The organism is Mesorhizobium sp. B2-4-1 (assembly GCF_006442185.1).
Taxonomy (GTDB): domain Bacteria; phylum Pseudomonadota; class Alphaproteobacteria; order Rhizobiales; family Rhizobiaceae; genus Mesorhizobium.
In genome coordinates, this window is record NZ_VFVN01000011.1 from 86,186 (window position 1) to 101,905 (window position 15,720).

General features: G+C 65.3%; 20 protein-coding genes and 2 pseudogenes. 9 read left to right on the forward strand and 13 right to left on the reverse strand.

Annotation, left to right across the window (positions count from 1 at the left end):
• Positions 1-91: 91 nt before the first annotated feature.
• Together FJ949_RS24570 and FJ949_RS24575 are read right to left on the reverse strand one after the other, a co-directional pair.
• Positions 92-1,081 carry a Coat protein gene (locus FJ949_RS24570; RefSeq protein WP_140499956.1) on the reverse strand — a complete coding sequence of 330 codons (990 nt, stop codon included), beginning with the start codon at positions 1,079-1,081 and terminating at the stop codon, positions 92-94.
• 45 nt (positions 1,082-1,126) lie between these two features.
• Entirely contained in the window at positions 1,127-2,038 is a 912-nt protein-coding gene (locus tag FJ949_RS24575; protein ID WP_140499958.1) for a hypothetical protein, read from the reverse strand.
• A 115-nt stretch (positions 2,039-2,153) separates the two neighbouring features.
• Between FJ949_RS24575 and FJ949_RS24580 the strand changes: the two genes are divergently transcribed.
• From FJ949_RS24580 to FJ949_RS24590, 3 genes are all read left to right on the forward strand, one after another.
• Positions 2,154-2,321, forward strand: a complete 168-nt coding sequence (locus FJ949_RS24580; RefSeq protein ID WP_140500170.1) for a type II toxin-antitoxin system HicA family toxin — start codon at positions 2,154-2,156, stop codon at positions 2,319-2,321.
• A gap of 4 nt (positions 2,322-2,325) precedes the next feature.
• The gene (locus FJ949_RS24585) at positions 2,326-2,685 is read left to right on the forward strand and encodes a type II toxin-antitoxin system HicB family antitoxin (protein WP_140499959.1); all 360 of its coding nucleotides are present in this window, start codon (positions 2,326-2,328) and stop codon (positions 2,683-2,685) included.
• A 222-nt stretch (positions 2,686-2,907) separates the two neighbouring features.
• Entirely contained in the window at positions 2,908-3,222 is a 315-nt protein-coding gene (locus FJ949_RS24590) for a YMGG-like glycine zipper-containing protein (RefSeq protein ID WP_140499961.1), read from the forward strand.
• Positions 3,223-3,481: 259 nt separating this feature from the next.
• Here FJ949_RS24590 and FJ949_RS24595 read toward each other — a convergent pair whose 3' ends face one another.
• Positions 3,482-3,805 carry a hypothetical protein gene (locus tag FJ949_RS24595; protein WP_140499962.1) on the reverse strand — a complete coding sequence of 108 codons (324 nt, stop codon included), beginning with the start codon at positions 3,803-3,805 and terminating at the stop codon, positions 3,482-3,484.
• Positions 3,802-5,580, reverse strand: a complete 1,779-nt coding sequence (locus FJ949_RS24600) for a portal protein (RefSeq protein WP_140499964.1) — start codon at positions 5,578-5,580, stop codon at positions 3,802-3,804. The genes FJ949_RS24595 and FJ949_RS24600 overlap by 4 nt, the downstream gene beginning before the upstream one ends.
• A 259-nt stretch (positions 5,581-5,839) precedes the next feature.
• On the opposite strand from FJ949_RS24600, the gene FJ949_RS24605 reads away from it, so the two are divergent.
• The gene (locus FJ949_RS24605; protein WP_224519113.1) at positions 5,840-6,454 is read left to right on the forward strand and encodes a methyltransferase domain-containing protein; all 615 of its coding nucleotides are present in this window, start codon (positions 5,840-5,842) and stop codon (positions 6,452-6,454) included.
• 237 nt (positions 6,455-6,691) lie between these two features.
• Here FJ949_RS24605 and FJ949_RS24610 read toward each other — a convergent pair whose 3' ends face one another.
• Complete coding sequence (locus FJ949_RS24610; RefSeq protein ID WP_140499968.1) at positions 6,692-7,261, reverse strand: hypothetical protein; 570 nt, start codon at positions 7,259-7,261, stop codon at positions 6,692-6,694.
• 158 nt (positions 7,262-7,419) lie between these two features.
• On the opposite strand from FJ949_RS24610, the gene FJ949_RS24615 reads away from it, so the two are divergent.
• Positions 7,420-7,791, forward strand: a complete 372-nt coding sequence (locus tag FJ949_RS24615; RefSeq protein ID WP_140499970.1) for a nuclear transport factor 2 family protein — start codon at positions 7,420-7,422, stop codon at positions 7,789-7,791.
• A gap of 99 nt (positions 7,792-7,890) precedes the next feature.
• Here FJ949_RS24615 and FJ949_RS24620 read toward each other — a convergent pair.
• From FJ949_RS24620 to FJ949_RS24650, 5 genes and pseudogenes are all read right to left on the reverse strand, one after another.
• Positions 7,891-8,688, reverse strand: a pseudogene (locus FJ949_RS24620) (terminase family protein); the annotation flags it as partial.
• 306 nt (positions 8,689-8,994) lie between these two features.
• Positions 8,995-9,654: pseudogene (locus tag FJ949_RS24630) on the reverse strand (terminase family protein); the annotation flags it as partial.
• Entirely contained in the window at positions 9,611-10,006 is a 396-nt protein-coding gene (locus FJ949_RS24635) for a hypothetical protein (protein ID WP_140499976.1), read from the reverse strand. The pseudogene FJ949_RS24630 and the gene FJ949_RS24635, both read right to left, overlap by 44 nt.
• Positions 9,999-10,385, reverse strand: coding sequence for a hypothetical protein (locus FJ949_RS30880; RefSeq protein WP_224647124.1), 387 nt, complete (start codon positions 10,383-10,385; stop codon positions 9,999-10,001). Before FJ949_RS30880 ends, FJ949_RS24635 begins: the two co-directional genes overlap by 8 nt.
• A 697-nt stretch (positions 10,386-11,082) precedes the next feature.
• The gene (locus FJ949_RS24650) at positions 11,083-11,730 is read right to left on the reverse strand and encodes a glutathione S-transferase family protein (RefSeq protein ID WP_140499977.1); all 648 of its coding nucleotides are present in this window, start codon (positions 11,728-11,730) and stop codon (positions 11,083-11,085) included.
• A gap of 252 nt (positions 11,731-11,982) precedes the next feature.
• Here FJ949_RS24650 and FJ949_RS24655 point away from each other — a divergent pair, with 252 nt between their 5' ends.
• Positions 11,983-12,288 carry a hypothetical protein gene (locus tag FJ949_RS24655; protein ID WP_140499979.1) on the forward strand — a complete coding sequence of 102 codons (306 nt, stop codon included), beginning with the start codon at positions 11,983-11,985 and terminating at the stop codon, positions 12,286-12,288.
• Here FJ949_RS24655 and FJ949_RS24660 read toward each other — a convergent pair whose 3' ends face one another.
• Complete coding sequence (locus FJ949_RS24660) at positions 12,289-12,717, reverse strand: DoxX family protein (RefSeq protein ID WP_140499981.1); 429 nt, start codon at positions 12,715-12,717, stop codon at positions 12,289-12,291.
• Positions 12,718-13,112: 395 nt separating this feature from the next.
• On the opposite strand from FJ949_RS24660, the gene FJ949_RS24665 reads away from it, so the two are divergent.
• The 3 genes from FJ949_RS24665 (at position 13,113) to FJ949_RS24675 (ending at position 14,153) form a co-directional block, all read left to right on the forward strand.
• Complete coding sequence (locus tag FJ949_RS24665; protein ID WP_115144153.1) at positions 13,113-13,292, forward strand: DUF3606 domain-containing protein; 180 nt, start codon at positions 13,113-13,115, stop codon at positions 13,290-13,292.
• A gap of 81 nt (positions 13,293-13,373) precedes the next feature.
• The gene (locus tag FJ949_RS24670; protein ID WP_140499982.1) at positions 13,374-13,814 is read left to right on the forward strand and encodes a GFA family protein; all 441 of its coding nucleotides are present in this window, start codon (positions 13,374-13,376) and stop codon (positions 13,812-13,814) included.
• An 87-nt stretch (positions 13,815-13,901) separates the two neighbouring features.
• Entirely contained in the window at positions 13,902-14,153 is a 252-nt protein-coding gene (locus FJ949_RS24675) for a DUF982 domain-containing protein (protein WP_140499984.1), read from the forward strand.
• A gap of 60 nt (positions 14,154-14,213) precedes the next feature.
• On the opposite strand, the gene FJ949_RS24680 is transcribed toward FJ949_RS24675, so the two are convergent.
• On the reverse strand, positions 14,214-14,510 hold the full coding sequence (locus FJ949_RS24680; protein WP_140499986.1) for a hypothetical protein: 297 nt from the start codon (positions 14,508-14,510) through the stop codon (positions 14,214-14,216).
• 74 nt (positions 14,511-14,584) lie between these two features.
• A complete protein-coding gene (locus FJ949_RS24685) occupies positions 14,585-15,562 on the reverse strand; it encodes an SDR family oxidoreductase (RefSeq protein WP_140499988.1) in 978 nt (325 codons plus the stop codon).
• Between the last annotated feature and the right edge of the window lie 158 nt (positions 15,563-15,720).

A 15,720-nucleotide genomic window follows, 5' to 3' on the forward strand; every position in this document is an offset into this window, starting at 1 on the left:
CAGCGCCGGCATCGACGGTTGGCGTCAATGTTCAAGCGCCAGCGCTCGCAGGAAGGAGGTGGGCCTGGCCCACCTCCCGGGAGACGAAACCCTATGCCTCGGTCGTCTTCAGCGCGATGAACGTCATGGTCTTGACGCTCGACGCGGTGCGGTCCCAGTTCGCCGCCAGCGCCAGCTCCGCGTCGGTGGCGAATTCGCCGGCGGTGGAGGCGTCGAGGAAGCGGGTGCCCGGCACATGCGGCACGAAATGCCGGCGGCCGACCATTTCCGTCACCCCGCCGCCATGGCCCTGGCGCGGCTTGCGGTCGAACTCGAGCGGCCCGCCTTCGGTGTTGACGGGCAGCTCGTTCCACAGGATCGCCTTGTCCTTGAACATGAACGCGGTGTAGACGCCCGCCGCCTGCGGGATGTCGTCGTCGACCACGCAGCGCAGCCCCATGTAATAGGGGATGAGCGGCCCGCCCTGCTGCGAGGACGGCACATAGTCGATGAGGTCGGCGAGCTTCAGCGCTTTCATCTGCTTGGAATGAATCCAGAGGGTGCGGAACTTGTCGGCGCGGTCGCCCATCAGGTAGGCCGCCTCGATGATGTCGGTGTCGACGATGGAGGCGCCGGTGGCGCGCACCAGGTCGCCGCCGTCATTGGCCAGATTGTCGGCGACGACACCTTTGAGCATGCCGATCAAGGTCAGCTTGTTGGCGCGCTGCCAGTACTCGGTCTGCTGCTTGACGATCAGCTTCTGCGGATCGTCGCCCGCCAGGATGGAGGTCAGGTCGGGAACGCCCCACGCCTGGGCGCGGACATTGCGGGCGGCGACCTCGCGGCGCGAGCCGATCTTCTTCATCTCGATGGAATCGGCCGGGTCGTCATTGACCGGCTCGGACGGATCGTTGCCGAGGTCCTTCCAGCCGGGCATGTCGACGGAACGGCCGCCCATCGACAGTTTCGAGGAGATGGCCGGATCGGAAAACAGGATGCCGGCCTGGTAGATTTCGAGCGACTGGACGTGCTCCTCGAAAGCGTATTGGGCATAAACGGACGGAACGATCGCGTCCGCGATACGGGTATAGGCGTCTGCCATTTTGTCTTTCCTTTGAGAGATTGATCGGCGGCTGATGCGTCGGGATCAGAGCGGGTTGTTCGGCATCCAGAGATCCGGGTTTTCGCCCGCTTCCCTGGCCAGCCGCCGGGCGCGTTGAGGGTCGCTTTTGACAAGGGCTGAAATGGCCGAAACGTTGCGCTCGCCGGCGGCGTTGCGCCGGAAGGGGTTTTGCCCCCGCGGCGCCGCGTCGGCGTCGATCGTGTCTTCGCGGAACATCGCCTCGCCGATCGCCTGGAAGGCCCTGGCGATCTGCGGATCGGTCAGGGCGCCGTCGGGCAGAAGGATGCCCTTCTGCTTGTAGGCATCGACCAGGCCGAGCTTCTTCATCGCCCGGTTGGCCACCTCCAGCTTCTGGCGAAAGCCATCGCTGTCGGCCGGGCCCCAATCCTTGACGAGGTCGTCATGGGTGGCTTCGACCGAGCGGGCGAGCGCTGCCTGCTGGGCCGCCGCCTGCTCGGCCATGTAGCCGACGAACCTGTCATGGTAGGCCTGGGCGATCTTCGGCGTGGCGCCGGCTTCGACCGCCCAGGCCTTGGACGCCTGGGCGAGTTCGTCCGAATAGGCGAAGGTTTCCGGCAGGCCGTCGGGCCGCCGGTATTCGACCTTTTCGGGCGATGTCAGCGGACGCATCGCCTCGGGCAGCCGGGCATGGAATTTGTCCCAGTCTTCCTTCGGCGCGTCCCTGGCTGGAACGAGCAGGCTTTCGCCCTGCCGCCGCTCCAGCTCCGCATAGGATGTGAAAACCCGATCGAGGCTTTCAGGCTTGGTCCAGCCCTTGGCTTCAGCAAGCTTGCGGTTGCCTTCGGAAAGACCGTCAAACCAACTTTTGCCGGCAAGCCCGGCGGACCCGTTATCCGCGCCTGCCGGTGGCCGTTCCGGGTTGCCCGCCGGCTGCGACGAGGCAGCCACGGACCCGGCATCTGCCAGATCTGTCATGTGATGTTCCTTTTGAGGGTTAGGTTGGAAGTGAACTGGTGGCAGGCCGGCGGGCCAGAGGGCTGGCGGGACAGCGCCCGATCGGCAGCGCGATCTCTATGGACAGGCACTTGAGCTGCGTGTTCCATGCACAACACGAAGAGCGCGACGTCGAAAAGGCAGCCATGCTCAGTTCAAGCACACGACCAAGCCGGGTCGGGTTACGGTTACGCATCCCAAGCGGGACATCCCGATCGGCACGCTGAAGAGCATCGAAAAGCAATCCGGTCTCAAGTTGAGGTAGACAGATGCGCCAGTATATCGGACTGATCCACAAGGAAGCAGGCAGCGATTTCGGCGTCTCCTTCCCCGATTTTCCCGGCGTGGTGACTGCCGGCACGACACTGGACGATGCCCGTGCCATGGCGCAGGAAGCGCTCGCTTTTCATGTCGATGGTCTGGTCGAGGATGGCGAGGCCATTCCCGAGCCCCCGTCGCTCGAGCAGGTGATGGCGGACAGGGATAATCTTACCGGTGTGGCCGTTCTGATCCCCCTGAAGATCGAGACAACGAAGGTGGTACGGGTCAATGTCACCATCCCCGAAGATATCCTCGGCGAGATCGACGACTATGCAAAACGACACGGCTATAGCCGTTCGGATTTCTGACCGCCGCCGCCAGGAAGATCATCGAGGCGGCATAGGCCGGCTGAATCATTTTGCCAGGAAGCGGTGCTAGCGCCTTGTTCGAAAGAGGTGTTTTCGCGCCCTCGGTCCATCAACACCCGAGAAACCATGTCTTATATCGTGAGAGCCTGTGCCGCCGTTCCGCCGCAATGCGGCCGCACGGGACGATCGATAGGGATCTCAGATCTTCAAGGGAGACGTCACATGAACATTCACAAAGCCATAGCCGCCGTTTTGATGACTGCCGCGCTGGCAGGCTGCGCGCAGACGGAAGGCCAGCAGCGGGCCGGAACCGGTGCGCTGATCGGCGGCGCCGGCGGCGCCCTCGTCGGCCAGGCCATCGGCGGCAACACCAAGAGCACGGTGATCGGTGCGGCCAGCGGCGCGCTGCTCGGCGCCGTCGTCGGCTCAGCCACCACCCCGCAGCGCCGCGGCGACCAGCTCTGCCGCTACCAGGACCGCTACGGCCGCATCTACACCGCGCCTTGCGACGACCGGTACTACAACGGCAATTATTGAATCACCGGCGGCCAGACCGCCGATCTCCCCCCTTGTGGGGGAGATGTCCGGCAGGACAGAGGGGGGCGCCGTAGAGCGCCGACCTCGGTCGCCGCCGAACTTTGAACATGGCCATATGTTTGTCGTCTAGGGCCCGGCTTGAGCGACCGCTCGTGATTTGATCGCCGTGCGATGAACACGGCAAGGCCGGCGGGACAGCGCCCCCCTCTGCCCTGCCGGGCATCTCCCCCACGAGGGGGGAGATCGGCGCTTCAGCGCCTCACCTCTCCTCCTCCCGTGCCGCCTTTTCCAGCGCCACGAGCTGCGCCTCGTCCAGCGTCAGGAACCCCATAATGTGCTGCACCACTTCGGCGCGCGCGTTGCTGAGCGCGCTGTGCAGCTCGAAGCCATTGGGGGTTCTGGTCCGCGCCATCCACTCGCCGTATGACGGGCGCCTGAAATAGCCGACCGTCGCCGCGAGATCGGCCAGCACCATTTCGCCGTCCTCGCCGGAGAACACGCGCATATACGCCTTGGCCAGCGCCTCGCGCGCTTTGGCGGGGCCGCCGTTTTGCGACGCGTGGGCGAAGCGTTTGCGGCTCATGCGCGCTGTCCGGCCGGCATCGCGCCCTGGGCGCCGGCATCAGGTGCCGGCCCATCGGCGGTGCCGCCCTGCAGCATGCCTTGCAGGCCTTCGAGCAGGCCGCTGTCGCGCGCCTGCACGGCCGCCGGCACGGTATCCTTGGCCACCTTGCCGGCGGTGGCGATCGCCGCCATGCCGGCCTGCGCCTGGCTGGCCTTGGCCCTCGCGTCGCGCAGGCCCGCCACCTCATCCTTGCGGCGGAAGATGCGCTGCGGGCTGCGGCCGGCGCTCTGCACGATCTTGAGCGCCTCGTCGCTGTCGATATTGTCCATCACATCAGGGTCGAACTGCGCCATCTGCATGGCCGTGGTCACCAGCTGGATGGTGTCGCGCGCTTCCGCCGAGCGGCGCAAGACATCGAGCGGACCGGTGAAGGTCGGCCGCACCGCCTTGCCCGCCAGGCTCGCCGGCGGCAGGAACCGGCTGTCCTCGTCATAGAGGCCCTTGTCCTCCAATATGCCGAGCTCGCGGTCGAGATTGGTGGCAAAGCCCGCCTGGATGATCGAGCCCGACGGCCCCAGCAGCGCGCCCTTCTCCTCCTGGCGGATCAGCGCCTCGGTGGCGGTCATCTGCGGGTTCTGCACCAGGGTCTGGAACAGGTTGACGAACATCATGTCGCGGATCTCCTCCGCCCGGCTCGCCGCATAGTCGAAGGCGTAGCTCGGGTTCTGCCCGGTGGTGATCGGCGCGATCAGCGGCCTTCCATTGTCGTCGATGAGGCCAGGATAATTCTCGCCCGGATCGAGCACCGGCACATAGTCGAGCCTGGCCTTCGACGCCGTCGGCGGATCGGTGATCTGTTGCAGCGCGCGCAGGCCCGAGCGGCGGACCGCGTTTTCCTCGCGCACGGTCGTCAAGGCTTCGATGGTCGGCGAGATGCCATAGGCGTCGCCCTCGTAGCGGCGCCAGTTGAAGGCCGACACCGGGAAGGTGCGAAAACCGCTCTCGCGCACGATCTCCTCCTCGTCCTCGATGACATGGTAGGAGGCGAAGGCGGCGTCGAGATAGCGGTAGCTTCCGCCCGATCGGTACATGCGGCGCTCGTCACGCGGCTGGATGCACTGGATGAGCGCGATCTTCTCCTCGCATTTGGCGGGGTCGTCGACCAGCGTCCTGATGCGCGCCGGCAGTTTTTCATAGCCGAGCAGCTGCGCCGCCTGGCGCGCGGTGCGTTCGTAGCGGCGGTGGAAGATGTCGACCTGGCCCCAGCGGTTGCGCGAGAGATAGCCTTCCACCACCGGGATCGAGGCGTAGCGGATCAGCGTCGAACCGAACCCTTCCTCGGCATAGAGATAGGCCGGACCGTAGCGCACGACATTGCGCAGGCAGGCTTGCGTCGCCGGCACGAAATTGGAATTGGCGGAGTAGCGCAGCGAAAACAGGAAGTCGCGCAGGTTTTCCGCCCATTCCTTTTCCTCGTCGGTCTCCTCGTCGTCCATCTCGGCGGTGGTCAGCCCGTGCCATTTCTCCGACTGCGGGATGATCAGGCTTTCCAGCCCGGCGGCCAGCCGGTTGGCGGCCGAGTTGATGGTGTTGGCATAGACGCGGGCGCCGCGCCGCTCCTGCCGCTCGGCCTGGCTGTCGCCGCGGCGGGCGCCGCGCCCGGACAGGATATCGGGCGCATCGGGATCGCAGAACTCCGCCACCGCCTCCCACACGGGCTCGTAGGCGGCGCGCTCGCTCTCGAGCTCGGACTGGCGGGAAAGAATATCGCGGGCACGGGAATCGCTGGTCATGGGGGCCTCGTTAAAACTGGGGGATCTCCCCCTTTGAGGGGGAGATGGCCGCAAAGCGGCCAGAGGGGGTCGGATCGACCGGGTTCGGCCTTCTGCAACAGAAGGAGGTTAGCGCTTCATGCGAGGCGACCCCCTCTGTCGCCTCCGGCGACATCTCCCCCTCAAGGGGGGAGATCGGCAGCTTCAGCCGACGATGTCATTCTTTTGCACGGTTCTTGATCTAGGAACGTCTCGCGGCGGGGTTTTGCAGGAGGTCGATGTGACGACGACAAGCCTTGCCGCCCTGAAGAACCAGAGCAAACGTACCGTTAAACGGCTCATCGGCTACGATTCCCGCAACTGGCTGCGCATCCGCCAGATCGAGGCCTTCACCACGTTCCTGACGGCCGCCAACCGCAAATCGCGCGACGTGATCGAGATCTCGCCCGGCTGGAATCGCTACTGGAAGGCGATGTGCCCCAATTATCGCTCGGTCGACTTCCCCGATTTCGACATCTGCAAGGATCGCACCGACGAGCAATATTCCATCGTCATCGCCGATCAGGTGCTGGAACATGTGCAGCGGCCGCAGGCGGCGGCGCGGAACATCCACGCCATGACCCGCGAGGGCGGCTGGGCGATGGTGGCGACGCCCTTCCTGTTTCGCGTCCACGCCAGGCCGCACGACTACAACAGGTGGACGCCGGCCGGCCTGAAGCAGTTGATGGTCGATGGCGGCTTCGCCGAGGACAACGTCCAGGCGTTCGGCTGGGGCAACAAGGCCTGCGCCCGCGCCCACATAGGCGGCCCGGTCCGCGCCTACGGCCTGTGGCGGGACCTCAGCAACGACGAGGAATACCCGATGATGGTCTGGGCGTTCGCGAAGAAGGGGTGAGCGGTGGAAGCTGCCAATCTCCCCCCTCGTGGGGGAGATTGGCAGCGTTCACCCGCCACGCCTTTTCACCAACCTTGCATGCCGTCTCCAATACCACCAGTCCAGCACGCGCCGGCGAAAACTGCGCTTCATCGCGGTCATGGTTACACCCCCAAAAGCACGCGGCGCTGGCCGGCGAGGCTGCCGGGCGCCAGATCGGTCTTGATGGTGCTGGCCGTGCCCTGGCGTTGTTCGAGCTCAGCCCGAAGTGCTGCTTCGCGCGCCTGCACGTCCTTGTCCTGCGCCGTCGGCACTGCCGGCAGCGGCTTCAGTTCCGGTGGTTTTTGAAACAGACACATGGTTCCAGCCTTCTCTTGTCCAGTCGTAAAGGAAAAAATCTTCGCCGTTCCTGCCATATCCAGGCAGCAGGCAGCGCTGCGTGGCGCCGAGCCGCCCAAGCCAGCGCAGCGCCAGTTCATTGCCGGCCAGCGCCCGCGCCTCGACCCGCCAGGCGCCGCGGGCGGAAATCTGCGGCCCGAGCACAGTGTGAAAAAATCCGGTGATGCCGGGCACGCAACGCTTCATGCGGCGCGTGCCCCAGCTCCAGGCGATCCAAAGCCCGCTCCGCTGCTCGGCCGCACCGAAGCCCGCCTCCGGATTGCCGTCGAGCTCGGCCACATAGGCAAACCCTTGCAGCGCCATCAGCGCCAGCAGCGCCGGCGACCAGTAGTCGAGCTGGCAATCGATCTCGGCGCGGTCCTCGGGCCGCAAATTGGCGGCGATGTAGGAGAGGTCGCGCAGGGTGGCGGGGACGATGCGGAAGGTCATGCGGATGCCAGAGCCGCGGGAATGCGGTTCATCTTTGTGAGTGCAGCGGAGCCTGTGAAAGGCCCACGCCCTTGACCGGTCTCCTCGCCGGTGACCTACTTCGACCATCGAATGCGGGAGCAAAGACATCGGTCATCCAATTGAAGGGAGACGGGCGAATGGACATTCGATCGACGCTGACGCAGCTATGCGAGGCCTTCAACGCGCACGATCTCGATCGGATCATGGCGTTCTTTTCCGACGACTGCATTCTGGAGATGCCGAGGGGAGGCAAGCCCTGGGGTTCTCGTTTCGAGGGCAAGGCAAACGTACGGAAAGCACTGGCGACACGCTTTGAAGGCTTGCCCGATGTCCACTACGGCAACGCCGAACATTTTGTGGATTCGACCGCCAATACCGGCATCTCGAAATGGACGCTCACCGGCACCACACGCGAGGGGGAGAAAAAGGAGGTCCGGGGTTGCGACTTCTACACGTTTCGCGACGGCAAGGTGATCCGCAAGGACTCATATTGGAAAATCCTGGAGTAGCGCAGGGACATCGCAGCGAGGGTCATGGGCCGGCGCCGGAGCGCCCGTTTCCTCCAGCGGGAATTGCGCTGCCGCGACGCTCCGAAGAGCCCTCCGCCCTCACCTGAACGCCCCCAGCGGATCGCTCTGCCCCTTCGCCCGCCTCGCAGTCCTGAACTCCGCCGGATCGACCACCGCTTCCCTGAGCATCATCACGCCATAACGCGTCGCCGCCATCAAATCGTCGCGCAGTTTCACCACCTGGCCGTCCTTGCGATGGTAGAGCCGGAACTCCTCGAACCAGGGGACAAGCGTCGAAAACACCTTGAAGCGGCCGGATTGCATGCGGTCGAGCATCTCCATCAGCCCGGCCTCGACCGAGACAGAGCCGTCGGGGAATTGCGCGTGGCGGGTCAGCATGTTGAGCCCGTGCGCGGCATATTGCTTGGCGAGCGCCGTGCCCGCCCCTTCCAGCGTCTCGCGGCGGCCGTCGCGCGGCCACGCCCAGGGCAGCCATTCGCCCCAAGGCTTCAGGGTCAGCGCCTGCATGGCGGGAGTCTGCTGCGAGGCGCGCACTGCCTTGGCGACATAGACGACGTCGGCCTCCGTATCCCAGGCGAGCTCGACGGCGGCGGAAGGGTGATCCCAGCCGAAATCGAGCGCTCCGATGCGCGGCCAGTAGCGCGGCAGCCGGAACGGCGCGCAGGCAATCAGCTCCTCCGCCACCGGAAAGATGCGGCCGGACCCCAGCACCGGAATGCCCCGGGCGCGGGCCTCGCGCTCATGCGCGGGATAGGCGGCAACGATCGCCGCGCGCTCCTCGGGCGAATAATGCTCGGCGTCGTCTATGGTCATGAAGGTGACGTGACGGGACATGGGGGATCCTGAATCACTTTCGAGATAATCGATGTAACGTCTTGTGAAGGCTACGTTTTTCGGACCAAACGTCGCGCCGCCCCTCACCTGCCTGCCGGCATCCTCTCCCCGTATAGTGACGGGGAGAGGGGTGCTGTTGTCGACGGTTTCGCCAATCGCGAACGTTCAAGAATCGGCGCCGAGATTGCGGCCAGCTCCCTTCTCCCCGTCATTACGGGGAGAAGGTGGCGGCAGCCGGATGAGGGGCAGCGCCGACGAAGGCGAGCAAGCGCCAAGTGCGATGCCGCTCGTCCCCAATCAGTTTCTTCTCCATCACCCCTTCCCCATCCCTTCCACCTCCGCCGCGCTCAAAAACAGCAGCACCACATCGCTCATGCCGAGCAGCGGCGTGAAGGTGACGATGGTGATGCCGCCGGTGGCGTTGGTGCGGGTGAGGCCCTCGGAATAGATGTCGAGCGGCGGTTCCTCGTCGAACCAGACGCCGTGCAGCGTTTCGCCCTGCCATTTCTCGCGGCCTTTCTCGAAACTCTTGAACGACAGCACGCTCTCGCCGGCCTGAACATCGCCGCCGCCGCCATGGCGCACCACGACGCTGTCGAGCGCGCCCGGCGCGCCACGACCCATCATGGTGTCGACGATGGCATCGGCCGGGATCATGCCGGTGCCCCATTGCGCCTGCTGCTGCGGCGGGCCGACCAGCACGCGCTGCGGATTGTCGCGCGTGCCCTCGCCGGTAACGCCGGCGGCCCACAGCCGCACCGGCGCATCGAAAATCTTGCCTTGCCACCACGCGGGATAGCGGCCCGTCAGGTGCATGGCCCATTCGGCGCCGCCAGCGCGGGTCTTGCCGAGCTGGTTGCCGGCCATGAACAGCCGCTCGCGGTTGGCGGCGCCTGCCGCGTGAAACGCCGCCTGCCTGGCATAGGGCCGGTAGGCGGCAAGCTGGTTGGTACGACGCCTGCGGTCAAGCTCCGCCAGCAGCGCCAGATATTCCGTCCTCGCCGCCACCGGCGATGTCTTCGAGGAACGGTTTGACCGCGGCTTCGAGCGCGCGGATGCGGCTGCGGATCTCTTCATCGCTCAGGGCATCCAGATGGTTGACGGCGACATCGAAATCCTTGGGCAGCACCGAAAGCACGATCTTCAGATACTGGTCAGGCTTGTCGGCCCGCACTTCGGCGATGACGCCGGCGCCATGGGCGCGGAAATCGGCGCGCACGGCGGCGAGAAAGTCGTCGCCCAGCGTTTTCTTCGGGCGTTTGCGGCGGGTCTCCGGCGCGGTTTCCGGGCTTGCGCTCCGGCTGGCGGCCGGCTTGCGCCCCTTGCCGCGCGCCGGCACTGCGGCGGTTTCGTCAGCCATGGCCCGTCACCGTCTCGGCGTCGCCGGCGCGGGCCTTGGCCTTCGACGGCGCGGACTTGACCGACCGGACCCGCTTCTTCTTCGAGCGGGCGGATTTCTTCCTGGCATTCGTGCCGCCCTTCGGCCGCCCGGCAAGCTTTGCGGCGCCCGGCAGGCCCTTCAGGCCCGCCATCACGAGGCCGACGGCGCCGCTATGAATCGCTGGCTGCGGGAAAGCGAAGCCGCCGGCCGCGTCTCGAACCATGCCGATCAGCACGCCGATTGCGACCTGCTCGATCCGGCCGAGCCGCGTCTGCGGCGCCGCACCCTCGAATTCGCCAATGGCGCTGACGACCTCAAGGCCGTCATCCCCGGTGATGATGGTGGCATAGCGTGGCATGGGATTTCTCGCGGATAATCGTCAGGTTCGAAACGTCGCATTCCTTCGCGTCCCCCTCTGTCCTGCCGGACATCTCCCCCACGAGGGGGAAGATCGCAGCTTCGGCGCCTCGCTTTTTTCTACAACGTTGGCGATTGGCGAAAGCCGGGACAACAGCCGATCTCCCCACCCGTGGGGGAGATGGCCGGCAGGCCAGAGGGGGGCGCCGTAGAGCGCCATCGTTCGAAGAGGAAAGCAAAACCAGAAACACAAAACCCGCCTCGGCGGCGGGTCATCGGCGCAACTCAGCACCATAGATAAAAACATAGCATAGTTGCCTTCACCCCGTCAACAGGTTTTAGGAAAAAATTCCTTATCGGCTTTAGGCATCCCCGCGCAGCGAATGCACGCCTTCACGGCATGGGCGAACAGGATCAGCCCAACTAATGAACCGGGGCTTCGTCACAATCTCGCTGTGAAGGTCGCCAAGCGCGTTGAATGAAGATCCGCTCGAATATCGCGCCAATACCCAGCACGACCGGCGCTCTTGTTTCGGCGGCGCCAGAATCAAAAACCCGCCTCGGAGGCGGGTCATCGGCGCAACTCAGCACCATAGATAAAAACATAGCATAGTTGCCTTCACCCCGTCAACAGTCTTTAAGAAAAAAATCCTATCTTGCCCGTCCCAGCGTGATCCTCCCCCGGCCTATCGGCTTTGTCAGTTGGGTGCTGGAGCATTGACCGCGAATTGCGCGGCGAACGCCCTGCCATAGGCGGGCCGGGCTTCGCCGCGGGCCACATAGGCAGCCAGGTTTTGATATTCGTCCAGAATGCCCGACATTCTGAGCCGCAGCAGCACAGATACCATCAACAGATCGCCCGCGCTGAACGCGCCGTCGAGCCAGTCGGCGCCGCCCAGATGGGCCGAGAGCCTGTCCAGCCGGGCGCGAACGCGGTCCTTCACCAATGGCAGGCGCTCCTCGCTCCAGGGCTTGTCGGCCTCGAATATTTTTGCCGTCGTCAGTTCGAGGATCGGCAGCTCGACGGTGTTGAGCGCGGCAAACATCCAGGTGATGGCGCGGGCGCGGGCATCGCGATCCTCCGGCAGCAGCCCCGGATACCGCTCGGCAAGGTGGAAGACGATCGAGCCGGTCTCGAACAGGCAGAGCGAACCGTCCTCGTAGGTGGGGATCTGGCCGAAGGGCTGAATGGCCAGATGGTCGGGCGCCTTCATCTCGGCATGGGAAACAAGACGAACCTCATACGGCTGGCCCACTTCCTCGAGCGCCCAGCGAACGCGCGTGTCGCGCGCCAGTCCCTTGCCGCCGTCGGGCGACCGTTTGAATGCCGTAATGGTGATTGTCATTGCATCCGCTTCCTTGCCTGTTTCCGGGCTTCCTGGCGATGACGAACAAGCCTGCGCGGCAGCCCGACATCGGTCTTGAACTATTTTCCTTGCCGGGCGCGGATCGCGAATGGATGTCCGCGCGTTCTGAACGCCTATGCACGCCGCCTCAAAGTGACCTCGGTTTTGGGCGACATGCGTAGGCCGATACCTGCAAGTGCGTCGCACGGGCCCTGTTCAGCGTGACGCGCCTCACCGATGGGAGCAACCGCCATGAACGTCGCCAACCTGCAACTCGAGGGCCTGCTGATGGCCGTCGCATCGATCAACCACGTCCTGGTCAGGAAGGGCGTGCTGACATCAGAGGAGATCGACATCGCCCTGCGCAAGGCCGAAGCCGGCGAAACCAGCGAGGAGCGGTCCGAGGGCATGTCGGCGTCGAGCCGCGACGCCGTCAATTTCCCGATCCGGCTGCTGGAGCTCGCCAACCAGTGCCAGCCCGAAGCTGACATGCCGTCCTTTTCGAAACTGGCGCGCATGGTCGGCCAGATGAAGGAACCCTACAACGACCAGATGTAGCTACGCCCTGCCCGGCCATCCCGGATTGAACGAAAGCACGCGGCCCGGCCCGTGCACGGCGGCGAACAGCAGCCCGGCCAGGAAGGAAAAATGGTCGACGAAGAAGCCGAATTCCGCCTGGTTGCCGGCCCAGTGGCTCGGTCCGTGGAAGGCGAAGCCGAGGAACAGCACGTAGACCGCCGCGACCAGCGCGGCCGGCGTGAAGAAGGCGCCGGTGAGGAAAGCGATCACCAGCAGCACCTCCAGTATCGCCGCGCACCAGGCCAGGAACAGCGGAAACGGAAAGCCGGCGGCGGCGATATAGCCGGCGGTGGCGCCCATGCCCATGAACTTGAACGTCACCGCCATCAGGAAGACGGCCGCGAAGATCAGGCGGGCGATGAGCAAGGCGGCGGTCTGCCACGGCGATTGGACGGTTGGCGACGGCATGGTTGTTCTCCCGTTTCGTTTGCTTGTCTTACCCAATTCCGGATGGAAACCGAACTTTCCTGGAATTGCTCCTAGGACGCGCCACGCGCCGCGCATCCGACATGTCTGCCGAAGTTTTTTCCGGATGTCGCGATCGGCGCCGCTCGATCGGGCCCGCTGTCGCAAAACCGGATTCCGGTTTGCCGGCTCCTGGATAGAGGGGGCCGCATCGTCCCTGATGTATCTCGCCGCCATGCGCCTGGAGCCGGCCTGAGGCGGCGGAGCCGATATTCCGGTCGGTGTTCGCCAAAGCCTGCAAAAGCCGCTATGGAACCAGCGGCGTCAAATGCTGTTATGTATGACCGCAGGGTCGCGCCGCGACGGCGGCGCGCCGGGGGTGGAAAGTGAGGCTCGGCATGGCGGACGACAAATCGAAGATCAAGCAGGATCGCAAGCTGGTTTCGAGCGAGGAAACCTATGAGGTTGCCGCTTTCGCCCGCAAATACGGCATCCCGCAGAGCGAGGCCCAGACCATCATCAAGCGCTACGGGCCCTCGAGGAAGAAGCTCGACAACCACATGGCCGCGCGCGGATAGCTCGGCGCGACCGGCTTTGGAAGCGTTGCCCGGGGCAGGACCCGGGCGCATTGCGGCACCGAATGGTTGGAGGCCACGGCCATGCCCGACACCGCGCGCAGAACCGGCAGTTGCCTTTGCGGCGGCGTGCAGTTCACCGTCAGCGGTCCGCCCCTGCGGGTGGGTCTCTGCCATTGCAAGGATTGCCGCAAGACCAGCGGCTCCGCCTTTGCCGCCTTCGCCATCTGGCCGCGCCAGGCGTTCGAGACATCGGGCATTCTCGGCACCTATGCCGGCCGCGGCTTCTGCCCGACCTGCGGCAGCCGTGTCGCCTCGCTCAGCGACGACGAAGCCGAGGTGATGATCGGCAGCCTGGACGTGGCGCCGACCGATCTCATGCCGGAGTACGAATTGTGGATCGGCCGGCGCGAATCCTGGCTGCATGCCTTGCCCGATACGCGGCAGTTCGAGCACGACCGGCCCGCCGCGCAGGCTCCCGGCCCGCCGCCGAGGCCGCTGTCGGACGCAGCTCCCGGCGGCTGAAAATTAGTCGAAAAGTTTAGCGGCCGCGACGGAACCCCGGAACGGCGGCCGGCGTTATCGGGCGCCTCAGTTTCAATGGAGATCGCCGTGAACGACAAGTTCTTTCCCCGTCCGGTCAGGCTGAAGGTCGGACCGGCCCGCGAGCGCGTGGTGCGCAGCGCCTGGGAAGGCCTGGAATGCCTGCGCGACTGGCCCGGCAAGCACGGCCGGCGCTACCGCGCCGCATGGCGCAGCTGCCGCGATGCCCTCGATGGCTGGACCCCGGCCGAGAAGGCGATGCGGGCCATGATCGATGCCGGGCGCGAGGCGGAATTTCTGCCCGGCAACGGCAAATCCTGAAAGCCTGCCGCCTCAAGGGGCGGTCCGGAACCCGATAGCTGCATCGCGGCAAGCCGCCGGCTACTGTTTCGGCGGCTGCGGCGGCACTTCACCCGGTTTGATCACCGGCGTCTTGCCTTCGTTGGGCGCCGGCGCGGCCATGCCCTGGTCGCCTGTCGGCGGCGGCTTCAGCACGCCGCCGCAATCGTTCAGCGTCTCGGTCAGCGTGTTGTCGGTCGGCTGCTGGTTGCCGTCGGGCTTGGCCCGGCATTTTTCGCTGGGCGCCTGCTTGTCGGGGTTCTGCTGCTCGGCCTGTGCCAGCGCCGCGGCGGGCGCGGCGAGCATCAGGCTGACGGACATGATGGCGAGAAGTCTCATCTCGGCCTCCTTTCCGGGTTGGGCCGCCCTCACCGGCCGCCCAATAGTCGATGGCGTGCCTTCGATGGCTTGCCTCAATAACCGCCGACGATCGGCAGGATTTCGCCGGTGATGTAGCTGGAGCATTGCGGCGAGGCCAGGAACACATAGGCCGGCGCGATTTCCTCCGGCTGGGCGGGCCGCTTCATCGGCGTCTTGGCGCCGAACTGCGATACGTCCTGCGCCTCCTTCTCCGACGGATTGAGCGGCGTCCACACCGGCCCCGGCGCCACCGCGTTGACACGGATGCCCTTGCCGACGAGGTTGCCCGACAGCGCCCGGGTGAAGGCATGGATGCCGCCCTTGGTCATGGAGTAGTCGACCAGGTCCTTCGATCCCTCGATGCCGGTGACCGAACCGGTGTTGATGATGGCCGAACCCGGCTTCATATGCGCCACCGCCTCCTGCGCCATATGGAAGTAGCCGTAGAGGTTGGTCTTCAGCGTGGTGTCGAAATGCTCCTCGGTCAGGTCGGCGAAATCGGTGGAATGGATCTGGAAGGCGGCATTGTTGACCAGCACGTCGAGCCGCCCCAGTTCCTTGACGACCCTTGCCACGGCCTTGGCGCAGAAGGCGCGATTGCCGACATCGCCGCGCAAGGCGAGGCAGCGGCGGCCCTCCGCTTCGACCGCTTGCTTGGTCGCCTCCGCGTCACGGTCCTCGCTGAGATAGACGATGGCGATATCGGCACCCTCGCGCGCGAACAGCACGGCCACCGCACGGCCGATCCCAGAATCGCCGCCGGTGATCAACGCCGCCTTGCCTTCCAGCTTTCCCGAACCGCGCCAGAACGGCGCGTCATAGAGCGGCGCCGGCTCGATGGCCCATTCCTCGCCGGGTTTGGGATGATGCTGGGCGGGAAAAGGCGGCGCGGGATATTTTCGCGCGCCGGCCTGCATGGCGCCGTCGCCTTTGGGCTTGGCCTTGGCGCGGTCCTTGGCGTCGACCTTGCGCTGGATGCTGCGCTGCTTGCTGGTTGCTTTCGAACTGTCGCTCTGGGTGCTGGTCGGCATGGTCGTCTCCTCTGTGTTCGGACCGGAGACATCCCGAACCTCCTCGCGCAACGCGCGGAACTGTTCGCGATGTCTTCGGTCCAAACGTTTTGCTCGCAGGGACAACGCATGTCGGCGGAAAAAGTTGGCGGCTTTCGCAGGCGCACATTGCAACCCTC